This window comes from Mycobacteroides sp. H003 (genome assembly GCF_001440135.1).
Lineage (GTDB): Bacteria > Actinomycetota > Actinomycetes > Mycobacteriales > Mycobacteriaceae > Mycobacterium > Mycobacterium gwanakae.
Window position 1 is genome coordinate 114,976 of the sequence record NZ_LJYL01000021.1, and the last position, 15,383, is coordinate 130,358.

A 15,383-nucleotide genomic window follows, 5' to 3' on the forward strand; every position below is an offset into this window, starting at 1 on the left:
CTCAGCGTTGCCGCTCCCGAAAACCGGCGAGCAGTCTTTCGCGCAGCGCCGCGCTGGGGCCGTCCTGCGGGATCTGGCTCAAGATCGACACGGTGGATTTGTACTGGTTCAGGTAGTTCACGCATCCGTCGCACTCCAACAGGTGTGCCTCGAGCTTCGCGCCCTTGACCGGTGATAGTGAATTGTCCAGGTACTCCGTGATCAGTTCGACGAGTTCGTCGCAGTTCATTCAACTCACGTCCTTCATGTAGTCCTCAAGTCCTTGGCGCACTGCCGCCCGTCCGCGATGCAGGAGTACGCGCTGGTTGGCCGAGGTGATTCCCAGGTGTTCGGCGACCTCCTTCGAATCGAGTCCCAGTAGGTCCCGCATCGTCACCACCACGCGCTGCATCTCCGGCAGCCCGTCGAGTTGCAGAACTACGTGGGCGAGCAGCTCCTCGGAGAGCACTAGATTCTCCGGCGTCTCGGGAAACGAATGCGGTGCGGCGTCGTCGCGCCAGTGGCCCACCCACTCGCCGGTGTCCTGGAAACGGCCCGGGTCGACGGTCCCTCCGGTAAATGCCGCGATGGCCTTCGCGGTATCGCGACGTTCGCGGATTCCCCGTTCCTTGGCGATGTTGATCAGGATCGTGAACAGCCAGGTGCGCAGTGTTGATCGACCTTCGAATGCGTCGATCCCCTTGCACAATGCGAGCCAGGCCTCCTGCACCACCTCTTCGGCGATCTCGCGGCTTCTCACGTAGCTGCGCGCGAGCTGCAGCATCGCGGGCGTGTGTGCGTCCACCACCTGCGCGAACGCGCCCTCGTCGCCTGCTTGTAGCGAAGCGACGAGGGCTGCTTCAGCGTCGCGTGAGTGCATCGACCAAGGTCCAGGCGGAGATGCCGAGGAGCGCGACATCCTTGATGAGGAATTGCCCGGTCGAGGACAGCACCGGGAACCCTCCGGCCGCACTCTCGAACACCCCCGGTGTGCTGAACAGGAAGCTCACAGTGGTGGCGAACATGCCGATGGCCATGAGGCTGCCGACTGCCGAGAGCCGGGGCAACCACGGCTTGACGGAGAGCAGGACTGCGATCGTGATTTCCACGATTCCGAGTAGCGATGAGAACGCGGTGACCGAGAAGACGTCGTACACCCAGGACATCAGCGGACTGTGGGACACCAGCGGCACGATGCCGTTGGCCTCGAACTCGGTGAACTTCAGCATGCCGATCCATGCGATGACGATCGCGAGCCCGTAGCGCGCCAGGGCGACCCCGGCGCGCGTCAAGGGTGCGTCCGGTTCGATGTGACGCTGCAGTTGAGCGGTGATCATGGCGACTCCTCTACTGATGGGGATGGTGACACGACTGAGTGCTCTGCAGGACGCAAAGCGTTACAGCATGGGGGGCAGACCGAAGGGTGCGACGTGGGTATCGGCGTCCGTCCACATCACCACGGCTTTTGATCTGGAGCCGACGTCGTGTTTGTTGGCCCGGGCTTCGGCCAATCGCCCTTGCACTCGCCATGTCCGAGTGCTAAAAATGGCATTGGCACTCACGACCGGTGAGTGCTAGGCCGGGACGGTGAGGCCGCAGCCCACACAGCTGCGTCCGTCCGTCGCGGGCACTGAGCCCGGCCAAAGAACGTGCCACCCCCTATACGGAGGAATCACTTCGCAATGGCCAAGACAATTGCGTATGACGAAGAGGCCCGCCGCGGCCTGGAGCGGGGCCTCAACGCCCTCGCTGACGCGGTCAAGGTGACGCTGGGCCCCAAGGGTCGCAACGTCGTCTTGGAGAAGAAGTGGGGCGCCCCCACGATCACCAACGATGGTGTGTCCATCGCCAAGGAGATCGAGCTGGAGGACCCGTACGAGAAGATCGGCGCTGAGCTGGTCAAGGAAGTTGCCAAGAAGACTGACGACGTCGCGGGTGACGGCACTACTACCGCCACCGTGCTTGCCCAGGCTCTGGTGAAGGAAGGTCTGCGTAACGTCGCCGCCGGCGCCAACCCGCTCGGCCTGAAGCGCGGCATCGAGAAGGCCGTGGAGGCTGTCACCAGCTCTCTGCTGGCCTCCGCCAAGGAGATCGACACCAAGGAGCAGATCGCGGCCACCGCGGGCATCTCCGCGGGTGACCAGTCCATCGGTGATCTGATCGCCGAGGCCATGGACAAGGTTGGCAACGAGGGTGTCATCACCGTCGAGGAGTCCAACACCTTCGGCCTGCAGCTGGAGCTCACCGAGGGTATGCGCTTCGACAAGGGCTACATCTCGGGTTACTTCGTGACCGACGCCGAGCGTCAGGAAGCCGTCCTGGAGGATCCCTACATCCTGCTGGTCAGCTCCAAGGTCTCGACCGTGAAGGACCTGCTTCCCTTGCTGGAGAAGGTCATCCAGGGTGGCAAGCCGCTGCTGATCATCGCCGAGGACGTTGAGGGCGAGGCTCTCTCGACCCTGGTCGTCAACAAGATCCGCGGCACCTTCAAGTCCGTCGCCGTCAAGGCTCCGGGCTTCGGTGACCGTCGCAAGGCGATGCTGCAGGACATGGCGATCCTCACCGGTGGCCAGGTCGTCAGCGAAGAGGTCGGCCTCTCCCTGGAGACCGCCGACATCTCCCTGCTCGGGCAGGCTCGCAAGGTCGTCGTCACCAAGGACGAGACCACCATCGTCGAGGGCGCGGGCGATTCCGACGCCATCGCCGGTCGCGTGGCGCAGATCCGCAGCGAGATCGAGAACAGTGACTCCGACTACGACCGCGAGAAGCTGCAGGAGCGCCTGGCCAAGCTGGCCGGCGGTGTTGCGGTGATCAAGGCCGGAGCTGCCACCGAGGTGGAGCTCAAGGAGCGCAAGCACCGCATCGAGGACGCCGTTCGCAACGCGAAGGCCGCCGTCGAAGAGGGCATCGTCGCCGGTGGTGGCGTCGCCCTGCTGCAGGCTGCCCCCGCGCTGGACTCGCTCTCGCTCGAGGGTGACGAGGCCACGGGTGCCAACATCGTCCGGGTGGCGCTGTCGGCTCCGCTGAAGCAGATCGCCTTCAACGGTGGTCTGGAGCCGGGTGTCGTCGCGGAGAAGGTCGCGAACCTTCCTGCGGGCCACGGCCTGAACGCGGCGACCAACGTGTACGAGGACCTGCTCGCGGCCGGCGTTGCCGACCCCGTGAAGGTGACCCGCTCGGCGCTGCAGAACGCGGCGTCCATCGCGGCGCTGTTCCTCACCACCGAGGCCGTTGTTGCCGACAAGCCGGAGAAGGCCGCCGCACCTGCGGGCGACCCGACCGGTGGCATGGGCGGTATGGACTTCTAAGTCCACCAACGAAGAAGGCCCGGCCTGCGTCATGCAGGCCGGGCCTTTTCGTTGGTGACTCCGTGCGCCGAGTGGGAATCTGGCGTGGGAAATGGGCTCGATTCTCTCGTGAGATTCCCACTCGGCTTGCGGCGCCGAGGTTTACACCGGTGCTGGTGCGATGATGCCGCCGGTCAGACGCCGGTAGGTGTAGACGTGAATCAGACCGGATAGGGCCGCAATCGTCGGGTAGGCGATGATGCCGCCCAAGCCGCAGGTGATGAATGTCGCTGCGACACCGGCGAAAGCAACACCCAAGGTGATCAGGAACACGAGCAAGGCCTGTGCCAGATTGTCTTTGACGATCTGAAAGCTGGCCTTGATCGCATCAACGGGGCCCAGGCCGCGGTCGATGGCGAAGAACACGGCGTACTGGGAGAAGAACCCGAAGATGATTCCACCGATGATTAAGAAGCTTCCGATCAGCACTCCGAGCGCGACCAAGAGCGCGGTCCCCGCGTAGGCGCCGAAACTGCGGGCGCGGAAGAAGGTTCCGAAACTCACGGGCTTGCCGTCGGCGACATCGAGATTGGCGCTGACGATGCAGGCGCCCACGTAGAGGCTGACCGCGAACACCACCGCGTAGAGCAGGATGATGATGGCGATGGCTCCGCCGGAGAACTCGGGTCCCTCATACGAGTATGAGTACGAGGAGCTTGAATCACCGCCGTAGCCGCTGGTGCTGGTCTGCGGCAGGCTGGCGATCAGAATCGCGTAGACGATTCCGAACGGCACACCGATCGCAAGGAACCAGACCAGATACGGCGGAATGAAGGTTCCGAAGCGCTTGGTGACCTGGGCCCACGACCAGCTCCACGACTCACCGGCGCTGAACGGTCCCTGCGGTGGCCACGGCGCCTGCGGCGGATAGCCGTAGCCAACAGGCGGGTATCCCTGGGGAGGGGGCGGGAATTGTCCACCCGGGTACTGGGGGGCTCCCGGCGGAGGACCCGGCTGGTATCCGGGTTGATATCCAGGCGGCGGGGGCGGCTGGTACCCCGGGGGCGGCTGGTGTGGGTCGTACGCTGACGGATCGCCCGCTGCGGGCGGCTCCTGTGGTGGGTAAGTCACCGATTCAGGCTAGCAATGAACATGTTTGCTGAGCCTGGAACTCGCGGGTGTCGCAGTGTCGCGGGCCGTGGCTAATTAGGTGTGCGCGGCGGCATCGCACAGGCTGTGTACGTCCGCTACGAAACCGGACGCAGGCCTGTCGTAGTCGCGGTACGACCAGGGCAGTGCCAGATCGGCGTTGTCCGCCACGGCCTTTGGTGAGAACTCCGCCATGGCAGCGGCGTCCTGGTGACGGGCGAACACGTTCTGCACGTAGCGATGCCCGGTATCGGGTGCGGTGAAAACCACCGCGCGCTCGGGGGCGCGTTCCTTCTCCCATTGAGCGGCAAGGAACGCCGCACCGGTGGACAGTCCCGCGAAGACCGCGTGCCTGCGCAGTAGTTCGATGGCACCCGACTGTGCGGCGCCAAAGCCGATCCAGTGCACCGTGTCGTACAGGCTTGGGTCCACATTCTCGAAGGGAATGGAGCTGCCGATGCCGGCAATGATGATGTCAGGGTCGTCGAGATGTTCCGCGTCGAAAGTCACCGAGCCGAACGGCTGTATCCCCGCCAAGCGGGTATCGGGTGCGTCGACGCGCAGCTCGGTGGCGAGGCTTCCGGTTGATGCGCCGGTACCCACGCCGCCGACAAGGGTCAGCGCGGTGTCCCCGAGTTCGCGCCGGATCTGGTGAGCAATCGGGCGGTACCCAGCGTAGTGAATGTCGTCGTGGTACTGGCGCATCCAGTGGTAGTTGGGTCGCTCGCGCAGAATCTCGTGGATGCGGGCAACCCGGCGGTTCTGATCCAGTTTCAGGTTCGGAGTCGGGGGCATCTGCTCGAAGTGCGCGCCGAGGATGGCCAGCTGCACGCGCAGTGTCTCGTCGACCGTGGTGGAACCCACGATGTGACATTTCAGGCCGTGGCGATGTGCGGCCAGCGCCAGCGCGTGCGCGTAGATACCACTGGAGCTGTCGAGGAGGGTTGTCTCGCGATCAATCGCGCCGCTGTCCAGCAGCTGCTGCACGGCCGCCATGGCCGAAACAACCTTCATGGTCTCGAATCGCAGACAGAACATCCCGTCGGCCAACTGAATCAGGTCGGGGCGCCCCACCGACTCCGCAAAATGTCTGTCCACTCTCAGCTGCCAGCCCTTCTGATCGTATTTGCCCTGTATGTCGACGATGTCGCTACCGCGCCGCCACGTAGTGCGGCGCGTCCGGTGCCATCGGCAACGTGGACGTTGGGGCCGTTCCCCGGTAAGACCGGGCCACCATGATGTGTGCACCCATTCTGTAACAGTCCCGCATGCTGCGCTGAGGCGCGCCGGGTACGGGTCGCGTACTTGGGAATGAGAATCGGGCGGCGCTTCCCGAAGGTCATCTCAGCTACTGTCACGTCCGAGTGGTCGTCGCTGTGCGGTCAATAGTTCCCGGTCGTCTCATATTTCCCCTATCGCTGTGCTGTCGTGTAGACAACACAGCTGTGACATCGCCTCACCCCGCGGAGCCGAGCGGCCCGTCCGTGCTCCGTAGCGTTCCCTTCCTGCGGTTGTGGACAGGCACCACTGCCTCGGGTTTGGCGACCTGGATGTTGCCCATCGTGCTCGGATTTGCGGTCCTCGACGGAACCTTGTCGGCAACCGCGCTAGGTCTGGTTCTCGCCGCCCGGACCGTCGGGTTCTTGGCGGCCGTCCCGCTGGGAGGCGTTCTCGCGGATCGCTATTCGCGACGTGGCGTGATCGCGGTGTCTTCGATGCTGGCAGCAGTGGGGCATCTGGTGATCGCGGGAGGTATCCACCACGTGATTGCGATTCCGGCAGCGGCCGCGGTGCTGGCTGGGGCAGGGCAGGGTGCGTGCCGACCTTCCTACCAGGCATTGACCGCTGAGGTGGTCGCGGTGTCGCAGCGTCAGCAGGCGAATGCCGCCATCACCATTGCCGTGCGGGTGGTGACGCTCGTCGCGCCTGGGGTGGCGGCGTTGGCTGCCGCCCGGCTGGGGGTGGCCCCGCTGCTGATAGTTCTCGCGGGATTGTGGCTTCTGTCTGCGCTCGCACCGCCGGCGGGCCGTGGCCGAGCCGAGGTGGCTGGTTCAGGGTTCGCCGTGTTCAGCGACTTCGCCGATGGGTTCCGAGAGGCTCGCCGTCACCCGTGGTTCCTCGCGGGCCTGGCGGCGTTGACCGCGGTGATCGCGACCGGTTACTCGGCCACCGGGGTTGCGCTGCCGTTGGTAAGCCGTGACCGGTATGGGACTGAAGTGCTGTTAGCAAGCGCGACAACGGCATACGTCGCCGGAGCGCTTATCGGCGCGATCTTTATCAGTCGCTGGCGCCCGCGTAACCAAGGCTGGGCGGCGCTCGCAGGCCTCGCGCTTTACAGCGCGGCACCGCTGAGCTTGATGCTGCCCGTGCCTCTGGCGATCGTGGTGATGGCCTACGTGATCACCGGTATGGGCATCGAGTTATTCAATGTTCCCTGGTTTACCGCCACCCAGCGCGAAGTCGAACCCGACAAGCTGGCCCGGGTGTCTTCTCTGGACTTTCTGCTGTCCTACGGTTTGGCGCCACTGGGCCTGGTGATCATCGCCCCGGCGATGGATCACTTCGGTAGCGCGCCGGTGCTGGCAGTGTGTGCGGCGGTTTGCTTGTTGGCGCCTGCCGCTGCGGCCTTGACGCCGAGCTCACGGCACTTTGGCCAGGCGCCTCGCTCCTGAGAGCAGTCGGTGCTCTGCAGTGAGTCGTGCCGAATGCCCCCGAAGTTCCTGAGACGAAGGTCACCGCGGCGGACGCTACCTCCCGGTGATTGCGGTCTGGTCTCCAAAACTGCAGGGCAATAACGAATTATCCGCTGTGGTTCGCGGTGTCGCGCCCACAGAAAACTACTGCTTCGTCAAGTCTTGGGAACTATTTCGGTCATCGAATCGACTGCTGTGTTAGTGGTCGCCGGTAGTCGGCGGCCGGGCGGTGAGACCGAAGGTGCCCATCCAATCGCCGAGAGGCGAGGGCTGAATCAGGAATAGGGAGTCGATGACGCTCAATGTGAAGGGCGAGGGACTGGGCACGCAGGTCACGGGGATCGATCCCGGGAACCTGGACGGAATCACCACACAGGAGATCCGCGAACTCGTTTACCGGAACAAGCTCGTCGTCCTCAAGGATGTTCATCCCTCACCCGCGGAGTTCATCCAACTGGGGAGATTGATCGGGGAGATAGTGCCCTATTACGAGCCGGTGTATCACCACGAGGACCATCCGGAAATCTTTGTCTCGTCTACGGAAGAGGGACAAGGGGTTCCGCGAACCGGCGCATTCTGGCACGTCGATTACATGTTCATGCCGGAACCCTTCGCGTTCTCCATGGTGGTGCCATTGGCGGTGCCCGGGAGTGATCGGGGAACCTATTTCATCGATCTCAACAAGGTGTGGGAATCGTTGCCGAGCACGGTAAAGGACTCTGTGCGTGGGACGTTCAGCACACACACGCCCCGCCGCTACATCAAGATCCGGCCCAGTGATGTCTACCGGCCCATCGGAGAAATCCTGGCCGAGATCGAAAGGGTCACACCGCCCCAGAAGTGGCCCACGGTGATCAAGCACCCGCAGACGGGGGAAGAGATCCTCTACATCTGCGAGGCCGGCACCGAGACGATCGAGGACGGGGATGGAAGGCTGCTCGATGCCGCGCTGCTTCAGCAGCTACTCGAAGAGTCGGGGCAGCTCGATCCCGACTACGCGTCACCGTTCATCCACGCCCAGCACTACGAGGTCGGGGATATTGTGCTGTGGGACAACAGAGCTCTTGTGCACCGCGCAAAGCATGGAACAGCGGCGGGCACGCTGACGACCCACCGCCTGACCATGCTGGACGGTCTTGAGACACCCGGATACGCGGCGTGAGCGGGGTCGCGGCGACCCTGTCGGTACAGACCGGGCTGCCTTCCACCGGTATGGCCCCGATCGACGAGGATCTACTCGGCAGGGTGCTTGAGCCATATTCCTACAAGGGATGCCGCTATCTGTCCGATGCCGAATACGGAATCACCTCGGACGCGGTGCATGCGCAGGGCAATTTCGCGATCAATGAGTCCGCCTATATCCGGAGCACGGGGCACTTCAACGCCGTCGAGTTGGTGCTGTGCTTCAACCAGCTGGCGTACTGTGCATTCGCTCAAGGTGTTGTCAACGACGATATCTGGGCATTCCGGGGCTGGTCGATCGATGACTACTGCCAGAACCAACTCGCCAACATGCTGATCAAGAGCACATCGTCCCGGTTCCGGCGGCTGGTCAACGCGCAGCGGTTCTCCGCCCGCCTACAGGCCCGCAATTTCCACATCGTCGACCGGTCGTGGCGTTATCTCCAATTCCACAGCACCATCGAATTCTGGGACCAGGATGGCGGATCCGCGGCCGGAGAGTTCGAGCTCGCGGTCCTGAACATCCCGTAGCCCCCGACAGGAAGCGTCTCCCTCTGCCATGTCCGCGTCACCACCCACTGTTTGGGAACGAGTCCTCGAGCAGGCCCGTATCCGGCCAGATCTCATCGCCTTGCGCCGCAGTGACGGCACCGGTGCCGTGAGTTACGCAGAGCTCGTCGCCGAGGTCGGAGGGCTCGCCGCGGCCCTTCGGGCACAGTCGGTGATTCGGGGATCACGGGTTGTGGTGTTGTCGGACAACGGACCCCAGACGTACCTTTCGGTACTCGCGTGTGCGCAGCTCGGCGCCATCGCCGTCATGGTGGACAAGGACCTGCCCGCCGCCGCCATCGCGCGGTTCTGCGAGATCACTGATCCGGCCGCGATCCTCCCGGATGCGGCCGAGGCGACCGGCGGGCTTGATGACCCGAATAGCGACATAGATTGGCCGGCAACGCATACCGGAAGTAACGCCGACGACCCGCTCGCGATGATCTTCACCAGCGGAACGACAGGTGAACCGAAGGCCGTGCTGCTCGCTCACCGCACGTTCTTCGCCATCCCGGATATCCTGCGCGATGAGGGGCTGAGCTGGATCGACTGGGTCGCGGGCGAGACGAGCTATTCGCCGTTACCGGCAACGCATATCGGTGGGCTCTGGTGGATTCTCAACGGCCTGATGCACGGCGCGTCGTGTATCACCGGCGGCGAGGGTGGGGCATCGTTGATGGACCTGCTGGTGGGCAATGAGGTGGCGACTGCTTGCCTGGTGCCCACCCTCTTGACCAGGTTGGTGTCCGAACTCAGAATCACCGGGCAAGACGTTTCCTCGTTGCGGTTCATAGCCTATGGCGGCTCACGGGCGATCCCGGACGATGTGCAGTTCATCGAAGCCGCGGGGGTGCGAACGGCTCAGGTCTATGGCTTGAGTGAAACTGGTTGTACGGCAATGTGTCTGCCCACCGACGAGGAATCGCTCGCCAGGATCGAGCAGGGTGCGGTCGGCCGTCCCTATCCCGGAGTGCAGACCTTCCTTTCGGACAGCGAGATCGGCGGACCCATGGACGGCGGCACCTCTGCGCCGTACGGCACGCTGTGGATCAAGTCGCCGGCCAACATGCTCGGTTACTGGGGAAATCCCGACCGTACCCGTGAGGTACTGGCCGATGGATGGGTGAACACCGGCGACCTGGTGGAGCATCGTGACGATGGCTTCTTCTACATCAGGGGGCGTTCCTCGGAGATGATCATCTCCGGAGGGGTCAACGTGGTACCGGACGAGGTTGACAGGATCGCCGAAAGCGTTGCAGGCGTGGGTGAAGCGGCGTGTTACGAGATAGCGGACGAGGAGTTCGGCGCGCTGGTCGGTTTGGCGGTGGTACCGGCCGCGCAGCTTGACGAGCTGGGCACCGTTGAGCTCAAGCAGCGGATCGCGGCCACGTACCGCCACGAATCCGAGTCGATGGCCAGGCCGTCGATCATCGCAGTAGTCGCAGATATCCCGCGGACGAAGTCCGGCAAGGTCATGCGTTCGGCATTGGCCGCCTCGCTGAATGGGGCACTGACGCGTGCCTGACAACGTGCGGAACCGGATCGTGGCGGCCGTCTGTGACGTGCTGTACATCTCCGAATCGGAGCTTTTCGACGGCGATGCCACTGATCTTCGGGAGCTGGGTCTGGACTCGGTCCGTTTCGTGCTGTTGATGAAACAGCTGGGTGTAGCCCGAGGGTCGGATCTGCAGAAGCGTTTGGTCTCGGATCTCTCCGTTGCCGGATGGGCGCAGGTGTTGGAGCAGGCGCAGCCAGAGGGCGTCACATGACGCTGGCGGTGGAACCTCGAGTTGACCGGGTGTCGTTGAGCAGGTCCCAGCAGAACATGTACAACGGCGCGTCGCAGGCTGATGACCCCCGGCTGTATCTGATCGGGAAGAGCTACCGGCTTCATCCCATCGAGGGTCCGGTGTTCATGTCCGCGCTGGAAGCGGCAGTAGTCGCCAACGCGGTCCAGTTGTGTGTCCTCGAACACGTGCCAGGCGAATCCCGTTACCCAGAACTGGTGCGGCGATTGCAGTTCGGCGACATCGTGCAGACGGCTACGGACACGGGTGCTCCGACAACACGGGGCGCTGACGAGCTTGTCCGCATGTGGTCAACAGACCTCGAAGCCAAGCCACTCGTGCGTTACACCGTCCATACCGAAACGGACGGGCGGGTGGTGGGGCTCGACATCCACGCGCACCACCTCCTGCTCGATGGCGGCGCCATCGCGGTGATAGAGACCGATCTCGGCCAGCGGCTGGCGGGCTTGGCGGAGACCGAAACCCCTTGTCCAAGAGCATCTCTAGCGAAAATTTCTGAGGCGCACAGCCGCGAGGCCACCAAGACAGACGAATCGTTGCGACGGTTTGGTCAGGCAGTGCAGCGCGAACTCGCCGACGCATCCCACACCGGCGGATACGGACACGGTGCAGGCGGTGGGCCGGTAGGGGCGGCCAGAGGTGTTCTGCGAGAGTCGTTCACGCTATCGGGTAAGGCCTTCGAGAAGATCGAAACGCTGTCCGAAGCCAAGCAGGTGCCGTTGAACATTCTGGTGGCGGCGGCCGCGATCGCAGTGGATGCAAGTCTGCGGCAGAGCACAGCCACCCTGCTGATCCATGCGGTAGACAACAGGTTCGCGGAACCCGACCTGAACGTAGCAACCTGCCTGGTCAATTCGATCGCGCATCCGGTCCGTTTCCCTGCCTTTGCCTCTGTGCAGGATGTCGTACACGCGCTGGACCGTGACTATGTCAGAGCCTCGCGGCGCCGGTGGCTCCGCGAGGAACAGTATCGCCGAATGTACCTGGCAATAAACAAGACCTCGCACGTCGAGGCGCTGACCTTCAACTTCATCCGCGAGACGTGCGCACCTGCCCTTCGCCCGTTCCTGTCGGCGGCGCCTTACGCAACCGATATCGGTCCGGTGGAAGGCATGACCGTGTCGTGCGTCGTCGACGAGGAACAACGAACACTCACCTTGTCGATCTGGAACCGCGCGGACGTGGGCGACGCGAACACGCCGCCGTTGTGGATGGCCGAACGGATCGCGGCGGCGCTGGGCTCGATGGAAGCCATGTGGCACTTACCGATCGCCATGACGGTGAACGAGTGGTTCGGGATCGGTGTCGACGGCACACGACGCCGTGGTGATGAATGTGTGCGGGCCGAGGCAGCCGCGACGCCCGCCTGGTTCCTTGATGCCGGCGGTGGTGTGGACCGGTTCCTGCGGGGGCGGCAATTCGTCGAGCCGTGGATCGCCTGGCTGGTCGCGGGCGGGGTCGCGCCGGGGGACATCGTGGTGTGCGTTGACGACGACACCGACAAAACCGTCGACCTTCTGATCGCTTGTCATCTCGCAGGCTGCGGATACAGCGTGTGTGAGAGCGCGAAAGATATGCCGCTGCGCGCCGATTCCATCACCGAACATGATGGTGGCGCCGTAACACACGTTGTCGATACCGCAGCACCGATCCCGATGAACCTGGATGATGCGACGCGGCGTCTCGTCGAAGAGCGCACCGAGGCGGTGGTGCGGGACTCCGGCCTGGCGACCAGGACGGCGTACATCATGGCTACCTCCGGGTCGACTGGTCGGCCCAAACTCGTGCCGGTAACGCATGGCGCGCTCGCACTGTTCGCCCGCGCGGCCGCGAACGCCTACGGCTGGGAGGCGCGGGACAGCATCCTCCAATGCGCACCGTTGACATCGGATATCAGTGTGGAGGAGATATTCTGCGGCGCGGTCTGTGGTTTGCGGATAGTCCGTTCTGCGGCAATGAAATCCGGAGATCTGGTTGCGCTCGTTCGAGACATCCAGGTGCTGGAACCGTCCCTGATCGACCTGCCGACCGCCGTGTGGCACCTGCTGTGCGATGACGCCCAGTCGCTGGCGTCGATCGGTTGTTCTGCTCTTCGGCAGGTGGTCGTCGGCGGTGAGGTGATCCGTCCGAGCGCAGTCGACACGTGGCTGGACTCGGCCGGTCCGCAGGGTGTCTCACTCATCTCGAGCTATGGTCCGACCGAAACCACTGTCGTCGTCACGTATCTACCGATCGACGGTGCGCGGCACGGCGATAGTTCCGAGCGGCTTCGGGTGGGTCTGCCGGTGGTGCCCAACACGGTCTTTGTCGCATTCGGTGAGATCGTGGTTGTCGGAGAAACCGTTTCGGCAGGTTACCTCGGGACATCGGGCGACAGCTTCGGTGTGGTCCGCACCGCCGATGGCGCATCCCGGAGGGCATTCGCCACCGCCGACCGCGTCGTGTTCGACGAGGATGGATTCCCCGCCTTCTCCGGGCGCCGCGACGCCATCGTGAAGATTTCCGGGAGAAGGATTGACACCGCCGCGATCGTTCGATGTGTCGGCGAGGAACCCGGTATCGCCGATGCCGGAGTGGGGGTACACCGGGGCGCGCTGGTGGTGTGGTTCCAGGCTCGTAAAGACCTGGACGACAACGAATTGGCGACGCGGATCAGGCGACTTCTGGTGGACTCGGGTGTCTCTTCGTTCTTTGTGGTGAGTGTGTCGCGCATCCCACGTAAGCCCAACGGCAAGATCGACGACGAACGCTTGCGGACCATCCCGCAGTTTGTGGACGCAGCGCCGGACGAGGAAGCGACCATCGCGACAGCCGCTGGTCTCGCACGAATCTGGAGCCGGCACCTCGGGCGGGATATCCGGGCGGAGTCGTCGCTCCTCGCCGAGGGAATCGGCTCGCTCGACCTGATCAGAATTTTGCCGGACACACGCCGGTATCTCGGCCGTCAGCTGTCCGTACTGGATGTGATCAGCGCCGACAGCGCCGCCTACCTCGCGGCGGCGGGTGCGGCGGCCGACCAGCTCGGTGCCGCCGACACCGCGTGCGAGATCGGCGCAGACTTTGAACGGCTGACGGCAACGCCCCGCGTGACGGTGTTGAATGGCAACAACTCCCGGGCCAACGCAGACGGGCCGATCGTGGTGTTGGGAGCATCCGGGATCCTCGGAACCGGGTTTGCCCGCGCCACACTCGACCTGAAAAGCGATGGCGCGCTGCGTCCGGACGTCGTCTTGGTGACGAGATCGGAGCTCCCCGATTCCGGACCGTGGCCGGCCCTCCGGGCGGTCGATGGAGTCAGGGTTCAGCATGTTGGTACGGGGTTCGGCCCGCAGGCACTGGACACATTGATGCGCGAGAACGGGGCGCGCACACTGGTCAACTGCATTGGAAACACCAACATGTTGGCCCCCTACCGCGATATCCGGGACGCCAACGTGCAGTGGGTGTCTGCCGCCGTGGACATCTGTGCGGCACGCGATGCCCGGTTGATTCACATGTCGACCTTCGTCGTCAACGCGGAGGTTGATGGCGCACGTGTCACCGATCCACGTGAGGCGCTCTATCCCTACGCGGCGTCCAAGGCGCTGGCCGAACTGGTGGTCGCGGCGTCACCGCGCGGGCTTGACTTCACGCTCGCACGGCTGCCAAGAGTTCTCGGGGAGGCCGGCCAATTGGTCGACAGTGCCGATGTGCTGGTGTCGATTGTCGATGCGTGTATTGCCCTGCGGGCCTGTCCTTCTGTCTCGCTGACCGAAGAGGTCACCACGGGCTACGCCGCGGCGACGTCCATCCTTGGCATGGCGAGTGAACCGTCGGCACTCGGCCGGGGCATCACCGTGGTGCGCGGTATGGAGGTCCGCTATGCCGAGTTCCTCGCGGGGTTCGGCCTCGATGAGCTCGAGCTGAGTGAATGGAAGCAACTGCTGGACGGTAGTGATTGGGCCAAGCGAAATCCACGGCGATGGTCGGTGATTGACGCCTGGGCCGGGTTGGGACTGCGGCTCGGCTCGCAGACCTATGCGGACCATCTCGCCCGATACCCGACGATTTCCCTCGACGCGGCGGTATCAGAACTTGGCGCAGTACCGGAGTCGATCCGAGATCTACTCGTGCAGGGATGTTCTCAATGACCGATGTGGGATCAGAGAAGGAGAATTCGCTATGTACCTGAACGTCGTTCCCGAGGGGCTGACAGCCGCCAGCGCCGCGGTAGAGGCCCTGACCGCACGGCTCGCCGCGGTGCATGCCGCCGCGGCCCCGGTGATCGGCGCGGTGGCACCACCGGCCGCCGACCCGGTATCCATCCAGAGCGCGGCCGTCTTCAGTGCCCATGGCATCGAGCGCAACGCTGCCGCGGCCGGTGCCGTCTACGAGCTGGGAAGGGCCGGAGTCGGGGTGACCGAGGCCGGCGCGGGTTACACCGTCGGCGATATGCATGCTGCCGCAACGTATATGCCGGGAATCGCCTAGTTCCCGGCGCAATCCACCACACAACGAGAGGTAGTTTCATGAGTTTGCTTGATGCGCACATTCCGGCCCTGGTGGCTGCGGAGGGCACGTTTGGTGCCAAGACTGCTTTGATGCGTTCGACGATCTCGCAGGCGGAGTCGGCGGCGTTGTCGGCGCAGGCGTTCCATGTCGGAGAGTCTTCGGTGGCCTTCCAGGCCGCACACGCCCGGTTCGTGGAAGTCGCCGCAAAGGTCAACGCCCTGCTCGATATCGCCCAGCTCAACCTC

Annotated in this window: 14 protein-coding genes; 9 read left to right on the forward strand and 5 right to left on the reverse strand. The window is 64.0% G+C overall.

Annotated elements, in window-relative coordinates; genetic code table 11:
* Nucleotide 1: 1 nt before the first annotated feature.
* Genes AOT87_RS15775 through AOT87_RS15785 form a run of 3 tightly spaced genes read right to left on the reverse strand, consistent with a single transcriptional unit; the run spans nt 2 to nt 1,316 of the window.
* Nucleotides 2–229 carry an anti-sigma factor gene (locus tag AOT87_RS15775; protein ID WP_057967073.1) on the reverse strand — a complete coding sequence of 76 codons (228 nt, stop codon included), beginning with the start codon at nt 227–229 and terminating at the stop codon, nt 2–4.
* Nucleotides 230–859, reverse strand: coding sequence for an RNA polymerase sigma factor (locus tag AOT87_RS15780; RefSeq protein ID WP_057967072.1), 630 nt, complete (start codon nt 857–859; stop codon nt 230–232). It abuts the gene before it with no gap.
* Nucleotides 840–1,316 carry a DUF417 family protein gene (locus AOT87_RS15785; RefSeq protein ID WP_057967071.1) on the reverse strand — a complete coding sequence of 159 codons (477 nt, stop codon included), beginning with the start codon at nt 1,314–1,316 and terminating at the stop codon, nt 840–842. The genes AOT87_RS15780 and AOT87_RS15785 overlap by 20 nt, the downstream gene beginning before the upstream one ends.
* A 345-nt stretch (nt 1,317–1,661) precedes the next feature.
* On the opposite strand from AOT87_RS15785, the gene groL reads away from it, so the two are divergent.
* On the forward strand, nt 1,662–3,287 hold the full coding sequence (groL, locus tag AOT87_RS15790) for a chaperonin GroEL (protein ID WP_057967070.1): 1,626 nt from the start codon (nt 1,662–1,664) through the stop codon (nt 3,285–3,287).
* A gap of 141 nt (nt 3,288–3,428) precedes the next feature.
* Here groL and AOT87_RS15795 read toward each other — a convergent pair whose 3' ends face one another.
* Together AOT87_RS15795 and AOT87_RS15800 are read right to left on the reverse strand one after the other, a co-directional pair.
* Nucleotides 3,429–4,397, reverse strand: coding sequence for a hypothetical protein (locus AOT87_RS15795; protein ID WP_057967069.1), 969 nt, complete (start codon nt 4,395–4,397; stop codon nt 3,429–3,431).
* Between the two features lie 75 nt (nt 4,398–4,472).
* Entirely contained in the window at nt 4,473–5,513 is a 1,041-nt protein-coding gene (locus tag AOT87_RS15800) for a pyridoxal-phosphate dependent enzyme (protein WP_057967068.1), read from the reverse strand.
* Nucleotides 5,514–5,860: 347 nt separating this feature from the next.
* Between AOT87_RS15800 and AOT87_RS15805 the strand changes: the two genes are divergently transcribed.
* The 8 genes from AOT87_RS15805 to AOT87_RS15840 form a co-directional block, all read left to right on the forward strand.
* Complete coding sequence (locus tag AOT87_RS15805) at nt 5,861–7,087, forward strand: MFS transporter (protein WP_198528448.1); 1,227 nt, start codon at nt 5,861–5,863, stop codon at nt 7,085–7,087.
* A 313-nt stretch (nt 7,088–7,400) separates the two neighbouring features.
* Nucleotides 7,401–8,270, forward strand: a complete 870-nt coding sequence (locus AOT87_RS15810) for a TauD/TfdA family dioxygenase (RefSeq protein ID WP_046252481.1) — start codon at nt 7,401–7,403, stop codon at nt 8,268–8,270.
* Nucleotides 8,267–8,821: an FcoT family thioesterase gene (locus tag AOT87_RS15815; protein WP_057967066.1), complete on the forward strand. Its 555-nt coding sequence runs from the start codon at nt 8,267–8,269 to the stop codon at nt 8,819–8,821. Before AOT87_RS15810 ends, AOT87_RS15815 begins: the two co-directional genes overlap by 4 nt.
* 28 nt (nt 8,822–8,849) lie before the next feature.
* Nucleotides 8,850–10,364, forward strand: coding sequence for an AMP-binding protein (locus tag AOT87_RS15820; RefSeq protein ID WP_057967065.1), 1,515 nt, complete (start codon nt 8,850–8,852; stop codon nt 10,362–10,364).
* A gap of 4 nt (nt 10,365–10,368) precedes the next feature.
* Nucleotides 10,369–10,608, forward strand: coding sequence for an acyl carrier protein (locus AOT87_RS15825; RefSeq protein WP_030095697.1), 240 nt, complete (start codon nt 10,369–10,371; stop codon nt 10,606–10,608).
* A complete protein-coding gene (locus tag AOT87_RS15830) occupies nt 10,605–14,777 on the forward strand; it encodes an AMP-binding protein (protein ID WP_057967064.1) in 4,173 nt (1,390 codons plus the stop codon). Before AOT87_RS15825 ends, AOT87_RS15830 begins: the two co-directional genes overlap by 4 nt.
* 31 nt (nt 14,778–14,808) lie before the next feature.
* Nucleotides 14,809–15,117, forward strand: coding sequence for a PE family protein (locus tag AOT87_RS15835; RefSeq protein WP_057967063.1), 309 nt, complete (start codon nt 14,809–14,811; stop codon nt 15,115–15,117).
* Between the two features lie 38 nt (nt 15,118–15,155).
* Nucleotides 15,156–15,383: hypothetical protein (locus AOT87_RS15840; protein ID WP_057967062.1), on the forward strand; the 228-nt coding region annotated here is incomplete at its 3' end.